The following is a 17195-nucleotide window of genomic DNA, read 5'->3' on the forward strand; positions in this document are numbered from 1 at the left end:
AAATAAATGTATCGGCTTACGTCGATTCTGATTTCTCCGCGGCCTTCGGCCGCTTTTCTACTCCCTCAGTCGGTTTTGCTGACAAGGAGAGCCGACTGAGAGGAACAGCCAATGGCTACGCAGTGGCTTTGGCGATGATGGTCAGAGCCTGGCAGATTTGATCGTAGGCCTTCTGGAACACCGAAAAATCACGATGATGCGGATCTTCGATATTCAGCGGTGCCGGCAGCATTGGGCGAATCATGGAAGCGTTGTCAATAACCGATTCCAGCTTCTCCTGGCGCGTGCCGCCTTCGATATAACCTTCTTTGGCGCAATAAGCGCACATGTTAGCGAAATCGGCCAGTAGGAAGGTCTTGCGAGCCGCCAACGGTGCGATGGTAGCAATCTCCTGACGCTGATGAGTTTCAAAGCACAGAATCAAATCAGATTCATTAGCCAGTTGCGGAGTGATGCGCTTGGACCGAAAGGCGCTGGAATCAATGCCGGCCTGCGTCATAAGTTGTGCGCTGGAAGGGTCGATTGGATGATTGATGAGACCGCGAGTGCCGGCGCTATCAGCGGTGATAGTGGAATCGCTCAAGTAGTGGGGGAGCAGCAGTTCGCCCATAGGGGAGCGGCAAATATTGCCAGTGCAGACGAAAAGAATCTTCATAATCCCGATATACCTCGATTACTTTGTTAAACGGTGACTCGGAAACGTAGCTAAGCATAGAAAAGACCCTGAGGTTTCCTCAGGGTCTTGTACGTTAAATCAGCTCAGCGCCGAAAGATTCAACGAACGCTGGTCTTGCGGACGGCGAACAGAGCCACGCCAGCGGCAGCCAGCAGCACGACGGCCACAGCGTACGGAGCCACGGAAGCACCGGTGTCAGCGGTGGTAGTCTCACCGTTGCCGGTAGCCGGAACGGTAGCGGTAGCGGTGGTCAGTACCTTGCCGCTAGCGTCAGACAGCGTAGCGGTAACCTGAGTGCCAGCAGCAACGCCAGCCTTCAGGATGAACTTAACCTTCAGGGTGCCGTTGGCGTCGGACTTGAAGGTGCGGGAAATGACCTGCTGAATATCCTGAACAACAGCGTCATCAGCGGAAACGGTGTAGTCGGTGTTTGCAGCCAGACCAGTGAAGGTGAACACAACAGTGTTGCCATCAACGTTGCCGGTAGCGCCGTAGTGGGTGTCAACAGCCAGAGCGGTGTTGGCAGCGAAGCCGAAGCCCAGAACAGCAGCGATGGTGGCCAGAACAGCCATAATCTTCTTCTTCATATCAATAACCTCCTTATAAGGGTGGAACACACCCTTGAAGTACATCTCGCAGCAGTAGGCTTTGTAAGCCTTATCTCCCTGCGCTTCCCCTACAATACCCACCCCAATGACGTAAAACGGGGGTATTGAACATCGAGCAGGCAAACTATGTGACATCGTTGTCACGCCGTGTGAGGGCGTTGTCTCTTGACAGAATGTCATTATTTGACTTTGACGATGAGAAAACGTTGCAATACTGCGGTTTTTGAGCATTAAAGCTCGAGTTTGCCGCGAATTTACCTGTGTGAACGGCTTTCGGGCGTGTCGTCGGTCTCGTCGTCAAAGCTAAAAAGCTCCTCAACCGTAGTATCGAACACTTTGGCAATATCCATAGCAAGCCTGAGCGAAGGGCAATACTGTCCCTGTTCCAAACGTCCGATGGTTTCTCGGCGAACATTGATGAGATCAGCCAACTCGGATTGCTTCATGCCTCGAGCAAGACGGTGAATCTTCACGCTAGTCTTCATCGTCATCCCCATTCGAGCCGTCATGCTCCAGCCAGAGATAATAACCATCAGACAAAGCCAAAGCGCACATAGCCAGCGTGGGCAACGCCATAGGCGGAATCACATAAGGGGTAAACAGTATGCGCATGTTCAGCACGGTGTAGATGAATCCTAGCGCCACCAGCACGGCAACCAGCACCCACATGGCGAATTGCGTGGCCTTGCTCTGATGCTGATCCGAAAGCTCATCTCGCCGAGGGCGCTGCTTGTTGAGCACCTGAACCACCCAGATTTCACCGCAAGCCCAAATAAGCGCCACTAGAGCCGTGATAATGACTCCGATGAAATTGTGCCCAATCATCATCATGAGCACGCATGCCAGCGCGCCCACGATTTCCACCACCGCGCGCATCGCAATGTATCGGTTAAAAGTCATAGTTCCCCCGCTCTCTTATCCGCTTGGTTCATTATAGGGTGGATACATCGGGGGTGTGGCGCATGTCAGGTATGCGACGGGCGCATATTGCTCAGTGCAAGCAAGTACGCCGATAACAAGAAAGCCCTGCGCTCAGGCAGGGCTTTTCTCGCAATGCGAAGCTGTTATTGCAAATCAGTAGCTCTTGTACTGCAACCAGTGGCTGTAAGCGGCGGAAATAGAGCCATAACGACCGTTGCAGTAGCTGACGAACCACTTGAACTGGGTCTGGTAGTTGGTTGCCCAGTCAGCGCCAGCGGAAGCCATCTTGCTGCCCGGCAGAGCCTGCGGCAGACCATAGGCGCCGGACGGGTTGGCGGCGGTGGGGCTCCAGCCGGACTCATGGTTGATGATGTAATTGGCTGCGGTGAAATCATCTTCCGTGTAGCCATTGGCAATCAGATAATCGTGAGCCCAGGTCTGCATTTCGCCGACCGGCACAGTGGTGCCCAAACTCGTGGAGGACGAGCTGGAAGAGGAAGAAGAGCTGGACGTGGAACCGGTGCCAACCAAAATCACCTTATCCACTGGAGCCTTCTTGACCCAGGAAGTGAACACATTGGAGGACACGACTTTATCGCCGGCACGAGTCACCAAAGAGGTGGTCTCCATAACGCCGTTCTCGCCTTCGGTCTCCACCTTTTCGGTGCCCTTAGGCAAATCGGACGTTTCCTTACGCACTTCGTTGAACGGAATATCCGTATCGCTGGTCTCCACCTCTGCGCCAGCGCGCTCAATAGTGATGACCGTGGCTTCGGTGACCTTGCTCTTCAGCGAGGGAGACACAGTGTCAGCCGGATCAAGCGTGATATTGCCGGCATCCAGCACATCCTTAACGGTTTTCATGGCGCTTTTCTCGCCAAGCACCACGCGGGAATCACCATTGATTTTTACGGTGACATACGTGGTGTTCTTATCCGCGCCGTTCAACTCGCCACGGGTGGCGGAACGGGAAGCTGCGGAATCAGTGGCGGAAAACGCGGTGATATGAGTGCCAACCGTGCTGGTATCCGACTGATAGAAGTTGCGGGATGCAAACCCAGCGCCAGCGATGAGACCTCCGGCGGCAATCACTGCGCCAATCTTTGCCCACTGACGCTTGCTTAAGCTCAGGGACTTCAGAGGGGAGGTTTTCCTACCGTGTCTCGTCATTACGCTCCTTGGATTGATTGCAACTCGATTGGATTATAGGAACCACATGAACGTGCAGGTTGCGCGAACCGAGCTGCACACTGCCCACCATCATAGATGGTGCACTGGATGAAATACAACAATGCCGTCTCCACGAACGGGCATGGAGACGGCATATATAGTGGTTGCTGATGCTTAGTAGCGCTATATATCGGGGAATCGGGTGGATTTTGAATCCAAGTCACGCAGCGTTCTGATGTGCTCAGTTCTGGGCGGCGGCCTCAGCCTTGGCTGCAGCAAGATCAAGAGCCTTGGCCTGGCTGATTAGATCATCCAAATCAGCGGCCTGCAGAGCACCAGCCTGCTGGAAGATCACCTCGCCCTGCTTGGCAATCATCAGCGTAGGCACAGCCTGAATGCCAGCAGCCTGAGCCAAATCCTGATTGGCGTCAATATCCACCTTCACAAAGGCGATGTCCTTATTCTCCGGCTTATCGGAAGCAGCTTCGAAAATCGGGCCGAACGCGCGGCACGGGCCGCACCATGTAGCCCAAAAGTCCACGAACACGATTTCGTTATCAGTAATAGTCTGCTCAAAATCAGCCGAGGTAATCGCCTTGGTCGCCATGTGAGTCTCCTTTATCAACTTATATGCAGGTTCACGTTTACATCTGCGCACCAGCTTGTCAGCACCACCCAACAAATAGGCGCCCACCGCGCTGGTTTTGCGCCGCAAGCCAAAACATGTTTGCTCATATTTCGCTGGAAGGTGAAGGAATCGCCGCATATTCGCGCGATAATGGGAAATATGCCAGTCATGAATGATGAAGTGCCCGGCGAGGGCGATTTTGACGCCAACCGCAAGCGTGGCGAATTCGACAACATAACCCCCGAGGACTTCATTCACGGAGGTGGCTCGGGCCACGGCAATCCTCCGGGGTGGCTGGGGCCTGCAGACATTAACCGCGCTCGCCATCAAATGCCCATCGCATATGTGGAAATCGTGCCCGTGCGCACCGATGAGATGGGGCGTATCGCACAAGTGGGCTCACTGCTGCGCGTCTCGGACGATGGTTCAATCGAGCGCACGGTGATTACCGGTCGCGTGCTCTTCCATGAAACATTGCGCGAGGCCATCGCCCGTAATGTGGCCAAGGATTTGGGCGATATTGCATTACCGCTGCTTCCAGCCTCCCTGCAACCGTTCACCGTGGCCGAATTCTTCCCGACTCCGGGCCTGAGCGAGTACTATGATCCGCGCCAGCATGCGATTGCATTGTGCTATGTGGTGGCCATCGCTGGCGATTGCAAGCCGCAGGACGAAACGCTCGACGTGGAATGGGTTGATCCGAAGAGCGACATGATGGATAAGTTCGTGGAACAGATGGTCAATGGTCATGGCCGCATCGTGCGGCAGGCGCTGGCATGGGCCGGCGTGTGAGCGTGCAACAGTATTGCAACATTCTGATTCGTTGAGTTTGAATTCAAGGAAGTACATATGGCAATCGAATTAGTGAATCACGTTTACCGTGAAGGCGAAGGCGTGCCGGTGGTGCTGATGAACGCCTACCCGGTGGACCACCGCATGTGGGATGTTTGCGCTAAGGCGCTCGTGGATTTCTCAGATTTGGACGACGTGCCGCCGTTCCCCATCTGGGCTCCTGATATGGCCGGTTCCGGCGCCTCTCCCGTGCCGAGTGCTGAGGATTCCGGCCCGCAGTTGCCTAATGGTTCATATCCTGAAGCACTGGACCGTCTGGCAGACGCATACGTGAATCTGATCAAGGCCGCCGGCTACAGCCAAGCCATCTGGGTCGGCCTTTCGATGGGCGGCTATGTGGCGATGGATATTCAACGCCGCCACCCGGAGACCGTAGCCGGACTCGCCTTGTGCGACACGATGGCCGCCTCGGATGGTGTGGGCGGCGAAGGTCGCCTAGCAATGGCCGATGCCGCTGAACAAACCAACTCCGTGGAGCCGGTGATGCATTTCGCCAAACCATCCGAAGGTGATTCAACCGTGAAGAAAACCCCGGAATTCGTGGAAACCATGACCCGCTGGATTGAAGAACAGAATCCAGCCGGCCTTGCATGGCGCCAACGCATGACCTACGGCCGTCCGGATATGAGCGCCGTGCCGGAAACAATCAGCGCACCTACTCTGGTGATTTCCGGCGAGCTGGACCCCACCAGCAATCCAAGCGTGATGCGTCCGCTCTCCGCGCGCATTCGCGGCGCCGAATTCATCGACATACCAGACTGCGGCCACTTCAGCGCGGTGGAACACCCAGACGTGGTGGCACGCGCACTGCTTTCCCTGGTCCGCCGTGTGCAGGCTGCTTGATTCAGCACATAGCCGCATAGTGAATTCGCATAGTGAAGTAAGGATCGCGAATGACCGCAGACATTCATTTCTCGCCGCTCGCACTCACCCAAGCGCTGCCATTCCTGCCGCTGGCACAAGGCGACATCGACTATCAGGTAGATCGACGCAGCGAACCGGGACTGATTGACGAACTCCTGCAAGACGCCAATACCAAGGTGATTTTGACCCGTGGCGGGTACATCGCCGTACCGCGTGGCCAAGGCGATCTCGTCGACTATGAAAACGTAAAAATGAGGCTCGCCACCTTGCCCGGCGGCTATGTTTCCGCCGAACTCAAGCGTTACCCGCAAGCCGTGGCCATGTTCCTCGGCTCATACGGCGGCGTTCGCGGAGAATCAGTAATCGCAGTAGATATTTCACGAGTTCCAGAACCCGGCAGCACTGCCAGTAATACTGCAGCCCAGGCATCATCAGAAAGTTCCGCAGGCTGCGACATGCCGTCTGCACAATCATCGGGCGGCAAGACCGGCGCTATCACCGGCGTGCTCGGCACCCAAGATTACGGCACTGTTGACGGAGCACTCAGCGTACCGGATTCCGCAGGTCAAGGCGCAGACGATGCATTTGACGAATCAGTCGACCTGCAGGACAGCAAGAAGCCTGCACCCAAGCCAACATTGCTGCAACAAGCAGTCACACGATTCGATTGGGTCGATTTGCGCGGCTTCGCACCTCACGCAAACGCGCGTGAAGCAGGGCAAGCCACCAGTGCCATCACATTAAGCATCTGGCATTCCCGTCAACGATTCTGCCCAACCTGCGGCGCTCCAGTCGAAACCGCGCTCGCCGGATGGGCACAACGCTGTTCCAATGCTGCGGATCGCAACCGTATTCTGTTCCCGCGCGTGGAACCTGCAGTGATTACCGCCATCGTGGACGGCCAGGATCGTTTGCTGCTGCAACACAATGCGGCATGGAAAGACGAGCGACTGTATTCGGTTTCAGCGGGATTCGTGGAGGCAGGCGAGAACCTCGAGCATGCGTGCCGCCGAGAAGCCTTGGAAGAAACCGGCATCAAGCTGGGAGAAGTGCGTTATCTCGGCTCGCAGCCGTGGCCATTCCCCGCGTCGTTGATGATGGCGTTCAAAGCGCATGCCATCACCACAGATGTGCATGTGGACGGTGAGGAAACGAAGATCGCTCGCTGGGTGACTCGCGACGAATACACCGCCGAACTGATTTCCGGTCGCATGGCAGCCCCCGGGCGCGCCACCATCGCGCGATACATGATCGAGGAGTGGCTCGGGCGAGAACTGTAAGAGTGTGGAAAGCTGGGAAAACAGCGGTGGAATAGCCGGCAGCAATGCGTTAGTCTGGTGCCTATGAGTGATGAAATCGAACAGCCGCTGAACCTGGACATTCCCGAACACCTTGAGTACTCCGATGAGCACGTATGGGTGGACCGTTCGGGCGATCTCGCCATTCTTGGCATCACCGAATATGCTGCCGACCAGCTCGGCGAACTGGTATTCGTGGACCTTCCCGAGCCGGGCTCCCGCGTGGAAGCCGGCGATGAAATCGTGGAACTCGAGTCTTCCAAGGCCGTGCAGCCGATGATCAGCCCGGTGGCTGGCACGGTGAAATACGTGAACCGTGACGTTTCGGACGATCCGTCTGTAATCAACGGTGACCCATACGGCGAAGGCTGGATTCTCAAGGTTGAACTTGACGATGACGAGCCGGAGCTGCTCACCGCAGACGAATACGCAAAAATCATTCGCTAAAGGTTCTGCTTGCATGCTTATGAGTCCGCTCTTAGCTGGCTCATAGCATGCATGGCCTATAGTGGTTGGCATGAGAAGCCCACGCGAGGATTTTGAAGCCGCAAGCAAGCGCCTGGAAACGTTGCACATACTGCGCCACGCGGGCGAGTCTGCGCTCGAAACCGCTGATTCTTCGACCTCAGCTTCCAGCACTGCTGCAGCAGACGACATGCCAACTGTGCCCATTCCTGCTCGTAAAGCCGTTACTACATTCGATGCGGCTTCCAAACGCGAACGCATCGAAGTCAAGCCACCGCTGATCCGTTTCACACGCCGTGCCATTACGCACACATTCGGCGTGTGGTCTCATATTTCCGCAGCTGTTGCGCATCAATTGGGCTGGTATCCGCGTGTAGAGCCGTATGTGGGCTATGGTACCGGCGATTATTCGCGCCTGATTTGCCGTACGGTATACGCGCCTGAACATGGGCAGTCGGGCGAGCTGATTCGCGGTATTCGCGGTATGCTCACCATTCCTGCACCTCACACGCATGTGCAAGCCAGCATCGACGATACACCACTGAACACTATGCAAATAGGTGCTTCCGAAGTTTACGACAAAGTGGATCGTACGCGCGATCTCAGCGGCGAATACGCTATTTCCGATTCGGCCGGTTATCTTGATTTGGTGGCGGAGCATCGTCTCACGCCTGGTATTCACCGTGTTTCGTACACAGTGAACGACCGTAAACCGGTGAGCGCCAACCTGTACACGATTCCATCCAGCGCCAAGGTCGGCATCATCTCCGATGTGGACGACACCATCATGATTACCCAAGCGCCGGTGATTTGGAAAGCCGCCTACAATCTGCTGTTTTTGAATCCCAAGAAAAAAGCTTCCGTGCCGGGCATGAGCGTGCTGTTTGCCCGCATTTCGGACCTGTTCCCGGATGCTCCCTTCTTCTACCTCTCCACCTCGCCGTGGAATGTGGAAAGTTCGATCCGCCACTTCATTACCGATCACGGATTCCCCGAAGGCCCGCTGCTGTTACGCGATCTTGATCCTCGCCCGAAAACCTTTGTGCCTTCCGGCCCGCAGCACAAGCTGGAATTCGCCGAACAATTAATGGCGGATTTTCCAGATATGAAGTTCATTCTGGTGGGCGATGACGGGCAGAAAGACCCCACAACCTACGCCACCATTGTCAAACGATATCCGGGGCGCGTTCTGGCCATTGCGATTCGCCAGCTGAGCCCTAAGGAGACGCCCGGTTTGGCATCCGTGGCCGGCCTGACCTCCACGCAGCCCATACCGGTTACCGAAGTACCTGTGTTCACCGGCACCACTGGCGCGAATCTGCTGAAAACCATGATTCCATACCTGCGCGAGCACGCGAACGAACAGTAAGTCCCTTACTGGCGCGTACAATCGCGTGATATGACTGACATGACCGAACAGAATGCAGCAATGAAGCCGCCCGTGGCCAAGCGTGAGCCTCAGCGCCGTGAATTCCACGGCGACATATTTGAAGACGATTACGAATGGATGCGTAACAAGGAATCCGCTGAAGTTCAGGATTATGTTGCCGCGCAAAACAAGTATTGTGAAGCGCGGATGAGCCATTTGGCGGGTTTGCGGCACACCCTGTTCGAAGAACTCAAAGCGCATGTGGAAGAAACGGACATGTCCGTGCCTACGCGCATCAACGATTACTGGTATTTCACCCGCACCCAGCAGGGCAAGCAATATGGTGTGCAATGCCGTATGCCGGTGCGTGGCGCGGATGATTGGGATCCGCCAGTTGTAGACCCACAGGGCGCGCCCGGCTCCATGCCCGGCGAGCAGGTGGTGTTCGACGCCAACGTGGAATCCGAAGGCCATGATTTCTTCCGTCTGGGTGGCATGGATTTGAGCCATGACGGGCGCTGGGTGCTGTATGGCGTGGATGTGAGCGGCGACGAACGCTATGATTTCCGCATTCGAGACCTCGATGCCACGCTCGAGCATGGGCGGCCGGTGGAGTTGCCGGAGTTGTTTGCCGGTATCGGCGGCGCGTGCTTCACTCCGGACGGCAAATGGGTGTTTTGGACTGAGGTCGATGACTCCTGGCGTCCGTGCGCGATTTGGCGCCATCAGGTAGGCACGCCAGTGGAATCCGATGTGTGCGTATACCGTGAGGCAGATGAACGATTCTGGGTGGGAGCGGGCATCAGCTTCGATGAGCGCAGCATCGTGATCGGGACCGGTTCAAAGACCAGTACCGAAGTGCTGATGCTGCCGGTGGCCACGCCGGAAGGCGAGTTCCAGGCATTTATTCCACGCAAGGAAGACGTGGAATATGATGTGAGTTTCGCGTGCTTTGAAGGCGCCGGCGAAAACGGTGAAGACGTGCCGTTGGCCGTGGTCTATCACAACGCCAATAATCCAAACTTCGAAATCGATGTTATTGACATGCGCGCTCATAAGCCGCCATATCGTTTAGGCGAAGGCGTGTGCGTGGCGGCCGGTTCGCCATACGGCTGCGAACGCGGCGACATGGGCCGGCCGATTACCGAGGCATACTTCAACCCGCTGAATCCTGCGATTTTGCAAGGTGCGCATGGTCTAGGCATTGAAGGCATTGCATTGCATCGGTATTTCGTCACGTTGAGCTACCGGTCCGATGGGCAGCCGCACGTCGCATACACCACCAAGCAGGCTGCTGCCGCTGACTTTTTGGCCGGTCGGCCGTGGCGATTCACCGAATTGCTGCCGCCACCGCTTGAAAACGATTGGGATATGGTGGCCGCCGACCGTTCGGATAGCACCGGTGACCACGGTGAGCGATTGTGGACGGACGATACGGCTGCGGATGCTGGTTACAGTGGTACTGAGGGCGGTGCTGCTGATGATAGTGTTGCTGTTCCACAGGATCACACATCATCATTCGATGGTGCGAGCGACGACCATCTGCCGGGAGAAACCCGCCGCCTATACAGCATCGGTACCGGTGGCAATCCTTCATATGATGCGCCGCGCATGCGATACTCCTTCGCCAGTTATACGCGGCCGGGTGAGCTGCATGAAATCGACCCGGCAACCGGTCGTGACACATTGCTCAAGCGTGCCACAGTGCTGGGTGACTTCGATCCGCGTGACTACATGGAGCGCCGCGTGTGGATTACCGCGCGCGATGGCGAGCGGATTCCGGTTTCGCTAGTGTGGCGCCGCGATTTCCCCTCGCAGGATTCGCCAATGTTCATCACCGGTTATGGTGCGTATGAGATTTCCTCCGATCCGGGCTTCTCGGTGGCTCGACTCAGCATGCTCGATCGTGGTGTGCTGTATGCCGTGCCTCATATTCGCGGCGGTGGTGAACTGGGCCGTGCATGGTATGAGCAGGGTCGCCGACTCAACAAGAAGCACACGTTTGAGGATTTTGTGGATGCCACTCGCGCATTGCAGACCGCCCATTTGGCCGACCCGCGGCGCACAGTGGCCAACGGTGGTTCCGCTGGCGGCCTGCTGATGGGTGCCGTGGCCAATATGGCGCCGGAGTGCTTTGCCGGTATTGAAGCGGATGTGCCATTCGTTGATGCGTTGACTTCGATTCTGAATCCTGATCTGCCGCTGACCGTGACCGAATGGGATGAGTGGGGAGACCCGCTGCACGATCCGCGCGTGTACGAGTACATGAAGTCGTATACGCCGTATGAGAATGTGCCGGTACCGGTTGTGGAGTCGGCGGCTGATGCGGCCGAGATCGAGGATGCAACTGGGGCTACAGCTGTTGCCGAGGCTGTTTCCGCATCCAAGAACGCCGCCGATTTCCCGCGTATTTTCATCACCACATCGATGAACGACACCCGCGTGCTGTACGTCGAACCATTGAAATGGCTGGCTCGCTTGCAGTCCGCTGGCGTGGACGCCGTGGCGAAAATCGAAGTGGAAGCCGGCCACGGCGGACTTTCTGGACGATACAAGCAGTGGGAAGAAGTCTCCTATGAGAACGCCTGGTGCTTGGCGGTGATGCACATCACGCGCTGAGTCCACGCATGTGTCCACTTGCTGAGCGGAAGTAACCCGGCAAGTGGGCGCACGAGTAGGCTCCGATTGCATGGCAAAGACATACAAGATTGCCGTCATCCCCGGAGACGGTATTGGCAAGGAAGTCACCCCGTGGGCACAGAAGGCTTTGGAAAAGGCCGCTGAAGGCGTAGCTGACTTCGAATACGAACAGTTCGACCTCGGTGCCGAGCGTTACCTGCGCGATGGCGCCATTCTTCCCGAAGAGGAAGAGGAGCGCATCAAGGCTAACGACGCCATCCTGCTTGGTGCAGTTGGCGACCCGCGCATCAAGGCCGGCATTCTGGAGCGTGGCCTGCTGCTGAAGCTGCGTTTCGACCTCGATCAGTACGTGAACCTGCGCCCCTCCAAGCTGTACAAGGGCGTCACTTCGCCGCTCGCCAACCCGGGCGATATTGACTTCGTGGTGGTTCGTGAAGGTACTGAAGGCCTGTACTGCGGTGCAGGTGGCGCGGTGCGTCGCGGCACTCCGAACGAGGTGGCCACCGAAGTCTCCATCAACACCGCCTACGGTGTGGAGCGTGTGGTGCGTTACGCCTTCAAGCTCGCCATGAAGCGCAAGAAGCATGTGACCCTCGTGCACAAGAAGAACGTGCTCGTCAACGCCGGCGACATGTGGCAGCGCATTGTGGACAAGGTTGCCGAGGAATACCCTGAGGTTTCCCACGATTACCTGCACATCGACGCCACGACCATCTTCCTGGTCTCCGATCCGTCTCGCTTCGACGTGATCCTGACTGATAACCTCTTCGGCGACATCATCACCGATGAGGCCGGTGCCGTGGTTGGCGGCGTGGGCTACTCCGCTTCCGGCTGCATCAACGCTTCCGACGAATACCCGTCCATGTTCGAGCCGATTCACGGTTCCGCACCGGATATCGCCGGTCAGAACAAGGCCAACCCGACTGCCGCCATCCTCTCCGCAGCCATGCTGCTTGAGCATCTCGGTTTCGATGATGCGGCCAAGAGAATTCACAAGGCCGTCGAAGCGGATATCGAGGAGCTCGGTTCCACCGTCCGCTCTACCGACCAGGTTGGTGAGGACATTCTGGCCCGCATGTGAGTGTGCGGGCGCGTATCCGCGCCCTGTACCCGCTCTGACTGTAGGTTTTTGAACGTTTTTCGTTGAAAAACCTACAGTCTTTGTGTAATTTCCTACAGTCAAAGAGGGTGGGCCTAAGTCTGCGCTCATGCTCATGCTCATGCTCATGCTCTGCTCATGCAAGCGCATAGACGCGTTTGCTATGGTGGGGGCGTGAGCGGAACGAAAATCAGCCGTGGGGAATACAAGACGCCAGGCGGCAAATTAGTGGCGGTAACCGTATCGTTTGACTCGGACGGCACTGTGCAATCCTGCCAGCTTTATGGTGATTTCTTCGTGGACGCACCGGATGATGCGGCTTCCGAGCAGTATTTACAAGCCCTGACCAAGGCTTTAATCACTGGTCAATCATTGCAGTCAATAATTGATGAGTATCCGAATTGTCAATTGATTGGTACTGATGCTGCGGCGATAGCAACCGCTTTTGCCCGTGCAGTTAGTGGAACGGATATATATAAGGTATCGACTACGAATTCCAACATTGCTGATATCAAGCAACTCCATACGACTATCAGTGCTGCGCAAGATGCCGCAGCGCACGACTATGCCGAGCGATGGGAATCGCTCAAGCGGAATTTGATTGTCCTCCATGACCATCCGCGCACTCCTGCGGAACAAATGCAGATCGACGAAACCTGGGCGCGAGAAGTGGCAATGGGCAAGCGCTCGCCGACATTGCGCATATGGGAATGGGCTGAGCCGGCAGTGGTGATTGGACGATTCCAATCAGCACCGGATGAAGTGAATCTGGATGTTGCCGAACGTCTGGGATTCGATGTAGTACGCCGATGCACAGGCGGCGGTGCCATGTTCATCGAACCTGGCAATACGATTACGTATTCGCTTTATGTACCTCTGGAATTCGTGCAGAACATGAGCATTGAGGAATCGTACCGGCTTTGTGATTGGTGGCTCGTGGAAGCCTTACACGAGTTGGGCTTAGATGTGCGATTTTCCGGGCTGAATGACATTGCTTCGCAGTACGGCAAGATTGGGGGAGCGGCGCAGCGTCGTTTCCCGGTGACTCGCGCAGGCGCTGTACTGCATCATGTGACGATGGCATACGACATCGATGCCGCCAAGATGGGGCAAGTACTGAACACCAGCCGCGAAAAGCTTTCCGATAAAGCGGTGAAATCCGCGAAAAAACGCGTGGACCCTTTGAAAAGCCAGACTGGATTGAGTCGAGAGCAAATCATTGACCATTTGCTGCATTGGTTTGCATAAGTGGTTGATGCGGAGCCGAGCATCCGGTTCACTGTGATCCGAAAAATTCCTGACGAATAGTGTGAGGCGCGTTACAATATGACGAGTGGCCGACGCCGGCTATGAGCATAAGGATGGTGCATAAGCGTGGAAACTCCCAACATGTTTTCCGATGAAGAGAACATTCTGCTGCAAACTGCGCTGTTCAAGCAGGTTTCTCCCGCTGAAGCAGAAGAGCTGATTCCGCATCTCAAACGAGCCGTATTCGATAAAGGCGAGTACATCTTCTCCGAAGGCGATACCGACCACCGCATGTATCTGCTGGAGCGCGGCCGAGTCAAGCTGATTCGCACTTCCGCAGATGATCGTGTGCAGCTCCTGTCCATTCACGCTCCAGGTGAAGTACTTGGTGAAATTCCTGTATTCGATCCTCATGGCGGCCCTCGCACCGCTTCCGCTGTGGCCATGAGTCACGGCACTCGCGTGGTGTGGTTGGAGCATGATGCATTGTTCTCCTGGCTGGACGAACACCCGCGTGTGACCATCGATATGTTGCAGGTTATGGCGAACCGTCAGCGCGCCAATAATGAACGCATTTCCGATCTGGTATTCATGGATGTGCCCGCCCGCCTTGCCAAGACTTTGCTGAATCTTGGCTCGCGCTTTGGCGAACCGGTGGAGCAAGGGCTCAAAGTACCGCATGATCTAACGCAGGAAGAGCTGGCACAGCTGGTGGGTTCTAGCCGTGAGACAGTCAATAAAGCATTGATGGACTTCTCCAATCGCGGATGGATTGCTCGCGATGGCCGCTCCATTATTATCTTCCAGCCGGGCATGCTGATTCGACGTTCACGCCGATAGCTGCGCATTCGGCCATCTTTCAGCAAACATTACGCTAGTGCGATTCTTGTGATGATTAGCTGTTGTGATGGACTTGGCACTGGATTGGTACGCCGGCCCATTTAGAATGGGGCCCATGCCCAAAAAGAAGTCCCTGACAGTTCGTCGTGTGCTTGTTCTCCTACTGGCCTACATCATGCTTGCCGTGTCTGGCGGTGTGGTGGCCAGCGTGTTGTTCGTGCCGGGTGTGATCGGCGCCAACAAGGCCGCCAAGGCGGTTATCCCCTCATTGAAGGTGGAGAACGTGGACTTCGACGTGACTAATTTGCCGCAGAAGTCGACTATGTATGCGAACGATGGCACCACCGTGATTGCCACGTTCTACAACCAGAACCGTATCGTGGTTCCGCTGAAGAAGATTTCCAAAGCCATGCAGCAGGCAGTGGTGGCACGAGAGGATCGCCGTTTCTGGAGTCATGCCGGTGTGGATGTGCAAGGCGTGATGCGTGCGTTCGTGCAGACCTATCTGGTGCATGGTTCCCAGCAAGGTGGTTCGTCCCTGACCCAGCAGTACGTCAAGAACGTGTTGCTGATGCAGGCTATCGAAGATGACGATTCCATTGCCCAATACCATGCCACTGAAGATACGGTTGCCCGTAAGATTCGAGAGATGCTCATCGCCGTGCAGATGGAGAAGAAATACTCCAAGGCCGAAATTCTGCAGGGCTACCTCAACATCGCCCAGTTCGGTACCAACTTGTACGGCGTGGAAACCGCGGCTCAGCGTTACTTCAGCGTTTCCGCATCTGAACTGACCCCGATTCAGGCCGCTACGATCGCAGCTATCACCAAGAATCCGAACAAATATGATCCGCTGATTGAGGCCAATCAGGAAGAAAGCCAGAAGCAGCGCAATATTGTGTTGGATTTGATGGCTCAGGAGAACTATATTTCCCAGGATGAAGCCAAGAAAGCCAAGGAAACTCCGCTGAAGGACACCCTGAAGGTGCAGACCGTGAACGTGGGTTGCCAGGATACCGGCGATTACGCGTTCTTCTGTGATTATGTGGTGCATCGCATCCAGAACTCCGAGGAATTCGGCAAGACTCAGGCTGATCGTTACAAGCTGCTGCAGGAAGGTGGCTTGAAGATTGTGACCACGCTTGATCTGGATGCCAACTCCCTGTTGATGGATACCGCGCGTAACACGATTCCGCCGAACGATTCCAGTGGTATGGAAATCGCTATGGCTGCAGTCAAACCTGGCACCGGTGAAGTGCTGGGCTTCGGCTTGAACCGTTACTACGATGCTACGCCCGAGGCTGCGAACGATGCCACCAAGACCAGCCAGAACTATGTGGTTGACCTTGCAGACGGTGGTGGTTCCGGTTGGACCATCGGTTCTTCTTGGAAGCCGATTAACTTGGTGGCATGGATGGAAGCAGGTCATTCCATCAACGACAACCTGCAGACTTCCACCACGTATCCAACTACCGACTTTGCCTGCGACCGATACACTGGCGGTACCGATTCCTGGAAGGTGCAGAATGCATTCGGCACCACGGTGAACCCGGAAAGCCCGTTCTTGGGTCTGGTTCGTTCTCATAACACCACCCAAGCTTCGATGGGCTCGATTATGAAGCTGTGCAAGGTTGCGGATACCGCTACTGAACTTGGCTATCATGACGCTAAAACCGGTGAAACGATTGATAAGACTTCGTCCTTCACTCCGTCCATGATGATTGGTTCCGTGAACGTTTCCCCGCTGACGATGGCCTCCATCTTTGCCGTGTACGCCTCTAACGGCGTGCAGTGCAACCCGATCGCTATTTCCAAGGTGACCGATGGTGACGGCAATGATCTGAAGGTTCCGTCTGCCAACTGCCATCAGGCGGTCGATCCGGAAATCATTCAGACTCTGGCTTATACGCTGAACCAAGGTGTGACCAGATCTGATGGTCAGGGCCATAACTTCCAGCTCAACAACGGGCGTAAGTCCTTCGGTAAAACCGGTACGAGCGAGGATTTGGCCGTGTCCAGTGGTTCATTCATTCCAAACCAGATCGCAACATTCGCTGTGGTCGGCGATGCTCAGAACCCGTATGCTCACCGTATTGCCAACATTCGCATCAACGGTGTGTACAACAGCTACTGGGATGGTTCCACGATTGCCGCACCGGCATTGCGTAACTTCCTGAACTCCTACGCGGACAAGAAGCAACTGCCGATTGACAACGACTATGGCCAGCCGTCATCGAAGTACACGGCCAGTGGCACCACGCTCGGTATCGGCGGACGTGCATACAGTGCACAGAAGTCGACCACCAGCAACTCGAATGGTTCCACGTCGTCCAATAGCGACAGCTCTACGAGCAGCCAGAATTCGGAGAGCAGCAGCCAGGACGAGCAGTGATATCGCACTGGTGGAACACATCACTGCAGTGACCATTCACTGAACATGGTGACTACATAGTTAGCGGGCGTTACCTCATCGAGGTGACGCCCGTTTTACAATTGTGCAGGATACATATACCGCAG

General features: G+C 55.8%; 16 protein-coding genes. 10 read left to right on the top strand and 6 right to left on the bottom strand.

Annotated features, from left to right (window positions below; translation table 11 throughout):
* Positions 1-115 precede the first annotated feature (115 nt).
* From Tam1G_RS07130 to trxA, 6 genes are all read right to left on the bottom strand, one after another.
* On the bottom strand, positions 116-655 hold the full coding sequence (locus Tam1G_RS07130) for an arsenate reductase/protein-tyrosine-phosphatase family protein (protein WP_101625994.1): 540 nt from the start codon (positions 653-655) through the stop codon (positions 116-118).
* Between the two features lie 119 nt (positions 656-774).
* Positions 775-1263: a hypothetical protein gene (locus Tam1G_RS07135; RefSeq protein ID WP_101625995.1), complete on the bottom strand. Its 489-nt coding sequence runs from the start codon at positions 1261-1263 to the stop codon at positions 775-777.
* A gap of 275 nt (positions 1264-1538) precedes the next feature.
* Positions 1539-1769 carry a helix-turn-helix transcriptional regulator gene (locus Tam1G_RS07140; protein WP_033891290.1) on the bottom strand — a complete coding sequence of 77 codons (231 nt, stop codon included), beginning with the start codon at positions 1767-1769 and terminating at the stop codon, positions 1539-1541.
* A complete protein-coding gene (locus Tam1G_RS07145) occupies positions 1759-2184 on the bottom strand; it encodes a hypothetical protein (protein WP_033891291.1) in 426 nt (141 codons plus the stop codon). The genes Tam1G_RS07140 and Tam1G_RS07145 overlap by 11 nt, the downstream gene beginning before the upstream one ends.
* A 174-nt stretch (positions 2185-2358) precedes the next feature.
* Positions 2359-3375: a G5 domain-containing protein gene (locus Tam1G_RS07150; protein WP_101625996.1), complete on the bottom strand. Its 1017-nt coding sequence runs from the start codon at positions 3373-3375 to the stop codon at positions 2359-2361.
* Between the two features lie 241 nt (positions 3376-3616).
* The gene (trxA, locus tag Tam1G_RS07155; RefSeq protein WP_033891293.1) at positions 3617-3982 is read right to left on the bottom strand and encodes a thioredoxin; all 366 of its coding nucleotides are present in this window, start codon (positions 3980-3982) and stop codon (positions 3617-3619) included.
* 180 nt (positions 3983-4162) lie between these two features.
* On the opposite strand from trxA, the gene Tam1G_RS07160 reads away from it, so the two are divergent.
* The 10 genes from Tam1G_RS07160 (at position 4163) to Tam1G_RS07205 (ending at position 17070) form a co-directional block, all read left to right on the top strand.
* Positions 4163-4795 carry an NUDIX hydrolase family protein gene (locus Tam1G_RS07160; protein ID WP_101625997.1) on the top strand — a complete coding sequence of 211 codons (633 nt, stop codon included), beginning with the start codon at positions 4163-4165 and terminating at the stop codon, positions 4793-4795.
* 57 nt (positions 4796-4852) lie between these two features.
* On the top strand, positions 4853-5698 hold the full coding sequence (locus Tam1G_RS07165; protein WP_033891295.1) for an alpha/beta fold hydrolase: 846 nt from the start codon (positions 4853-4855) through the stop codon (positions 5696-5698).
* 110 nt (positions 5699-5808) lie between these two features.
* Positions 5809-6999: an NAD(+) diphosphatase gene (nudC, locus tag Tam1G_RS07170; RefSeq protein ID WP_423220496.1), complete on the top strand. Its 1191-nt coding sequence runs from the start codon at positions 5809-5811 to the stop codon at positions 6997-6999.
* 63 nt (positions 7000-7062) lie between these two features.
* A complete protein-coding gene (gene gcvH, locus Tam1G_RS07175) occupies positions 7063-7464 on the top strand; it encodes a glycine cleavage system protein GcvH (RefSeq protein ID WP_033891298.1) in 402 nt (133 codons plus the stop codon).
* A 70-nt stretch (positions 7465-7534) separates the two neighbouring features.
* Positions 7535-8851, top strand: a complete 1317-nt coding sequence (locus Tam1G_RS07180) for an App1 family protein (RefSeq protein WP_165781943.1) — start codon at positions 7535-7537, stop codon at positions 8849-8851.
* 30 nt (positions 8852-8881) lie between these two features.
* Positions 8882-11470 (top strand): S9 family peptidase, encoded by a 2589-nt coding sequence (locus Tam1G_RS07185; RefSeq protein WP_101626001.1) that lies wholly within the window; start codon positions 8882-8884, stop codon positions 11468-11470.
* A gap of 70 nt (positions 11471-11540) precedes the next feature.
* Positions 11541-12572, top strand: coding sequence for a 3-isopropylmalate dehydrogenase (locus tag Tam1G_RS07190; RefSeq protein ID WP_101626002.1), 1032 nt, complete (start codon positions 11541-11543; stop codon positions 12570-12572).
* 207 nt (positions 12573-12779) lie between these two features.
* A complete protein-coding gene (locus Tam1G_RS07195; RefSeq protein ID WP_479722908.1) occupies positions 12780-13838 on the top strand; it encodes a lipoyl protein ligase domain-containing protein in 1059 nt (352 codons plus the stop codon).
* 120 nt (positions 13839-13958) lie between these two features.
* On the top strand, positions 13959-14678 hold the full coding sequence (locus Tam1G_RS07200) for a Crp/Fnr family transcriptional regulator (protein ID WP_101626004.1): 720 nt from the start codon (positions 13959-13961) through the stop codon (positions 14676-14678).
* A 106-nt stretch (positions 14679-14784) separates the two neighbouring features.
* Entirely contained in the window at positions 14785-17070 is a 2286-nt protein-coding gene (locus tag Tam1G_RS07205) for a transglycosylase domain-containing protein (protein ID WP_033891305.1), read from the top strand.
* Positions 17071-17195: the final 125 nt, after the last annotated feature.

It is taken from the genome of Bifidobacterium imperatoris (assembly GCF_002860405.1).
GTDB lineage: Bacteria > Actinomycetota > Actinomycetes > Actinomycetales > Bifidobacteriaceae > Bifidobacterium > Bifidobacterium imperatoris.

What these genes read in the sequence shown, in the direction of transcription:
- Tam1G_RS07130 (WP_101625994.1), bottom strand. Translation starts at nt 655, where the DNA reads ATGAAGATTCTTTTCGTCTGCACTGGCAATATTTGCCGCTCCCCTATG.
- Tam1G_RS07180 (WP_165781943.1), top strand. Translation starts at nt 7,535, where the DNA reads ATGAGAAGCCCACGCGAGGATTTTGAAGCCGCAAGCAAGCGCCTGGAA.
- trxA (WP_033891293.1), bottom strand. Translation starts at nt 3,982, where the DNA reads ATGGCGACCAAGGCGATTACCTCGGCTGATTTTGAGCAGACTATTACT.
- Tam1G_RS07160 (WP_101625997.1), top strand. Translation starts at nt 4,163, where the DNA reads ATGCCAGTCATGAATGATGAAGTGCCCGGCGAGGGCGATTTTGACGCC.
- Tam1G_RS07165 (WP_033891295.1), top strand. Translation starts at nt 4,853, where the DNA reads ATGGCAATCGAATTAGTGAATCACGTTTACCGTGAAGGCGAAGGCGTG.
- Tam1G_RS07145 (WP_033891291.1), bottom strand. Translation starts at nt 2,184, where the DNA reads ATGACTTTTAACCGATACATTGCGATGCGCGCGGTGGTGGAAATCGTG.
- Tam1G_RS07185 (WP_101626001.1), top strand. Translation starts at nt 8,882, where the DNA reads ATGACTGACATGACCGAACAGAATGCAGCAATGAAGCCGCCCGTGGCC.
- gcvH (WP_033891298.1), top strand. Translation starts at nt 7,063, where the DNA reads ATGAGTGATGAAATCGAACAGCCGCTGAACCTGGACATTCCCGAACAC.
- Tam1G_RS07140 (WP_033891290.1), bottom strand. Translation starts at nt 1,769, where the DNA reads ATGAAGACTAGCGTGAAGATTCACCGTCTTGCTCGAGGCATGAAGCAA.
- Tam1G_RS07150 (WP_101625996.1), bottom strand. Translation starts at nt 3,375, where the DNA reads ATGACGAGACACGGTAGGAAAACCTCCCCTCTGAAGTCCCTGAGCTTA.
- Tam1G_RS07205 (WP_033891305.1), top strand. Translation starts at nt 14,785, where the DNA reads ATGGGGCCCATGCCCAAAAAGAAGTCCCTGACAGTTCGTCGTGTGCTT.
- Tam1G_RS07135 (WP_101625995.1), bottom strand. Translation starts at nt 1,263, where the DNA reads ATGAAGAAGAAGATTATGGCTGTTCTGGCCACCATCGCTGCTGTTCTG.
- Tam1G_RS07190 (WP_101626002.1), top strand. Translation starts at nt 11,541, where the DNA reads ATGGCAAAGACATACAAGATTGCCGTCATCCCCGGAGACGGTATTGGC.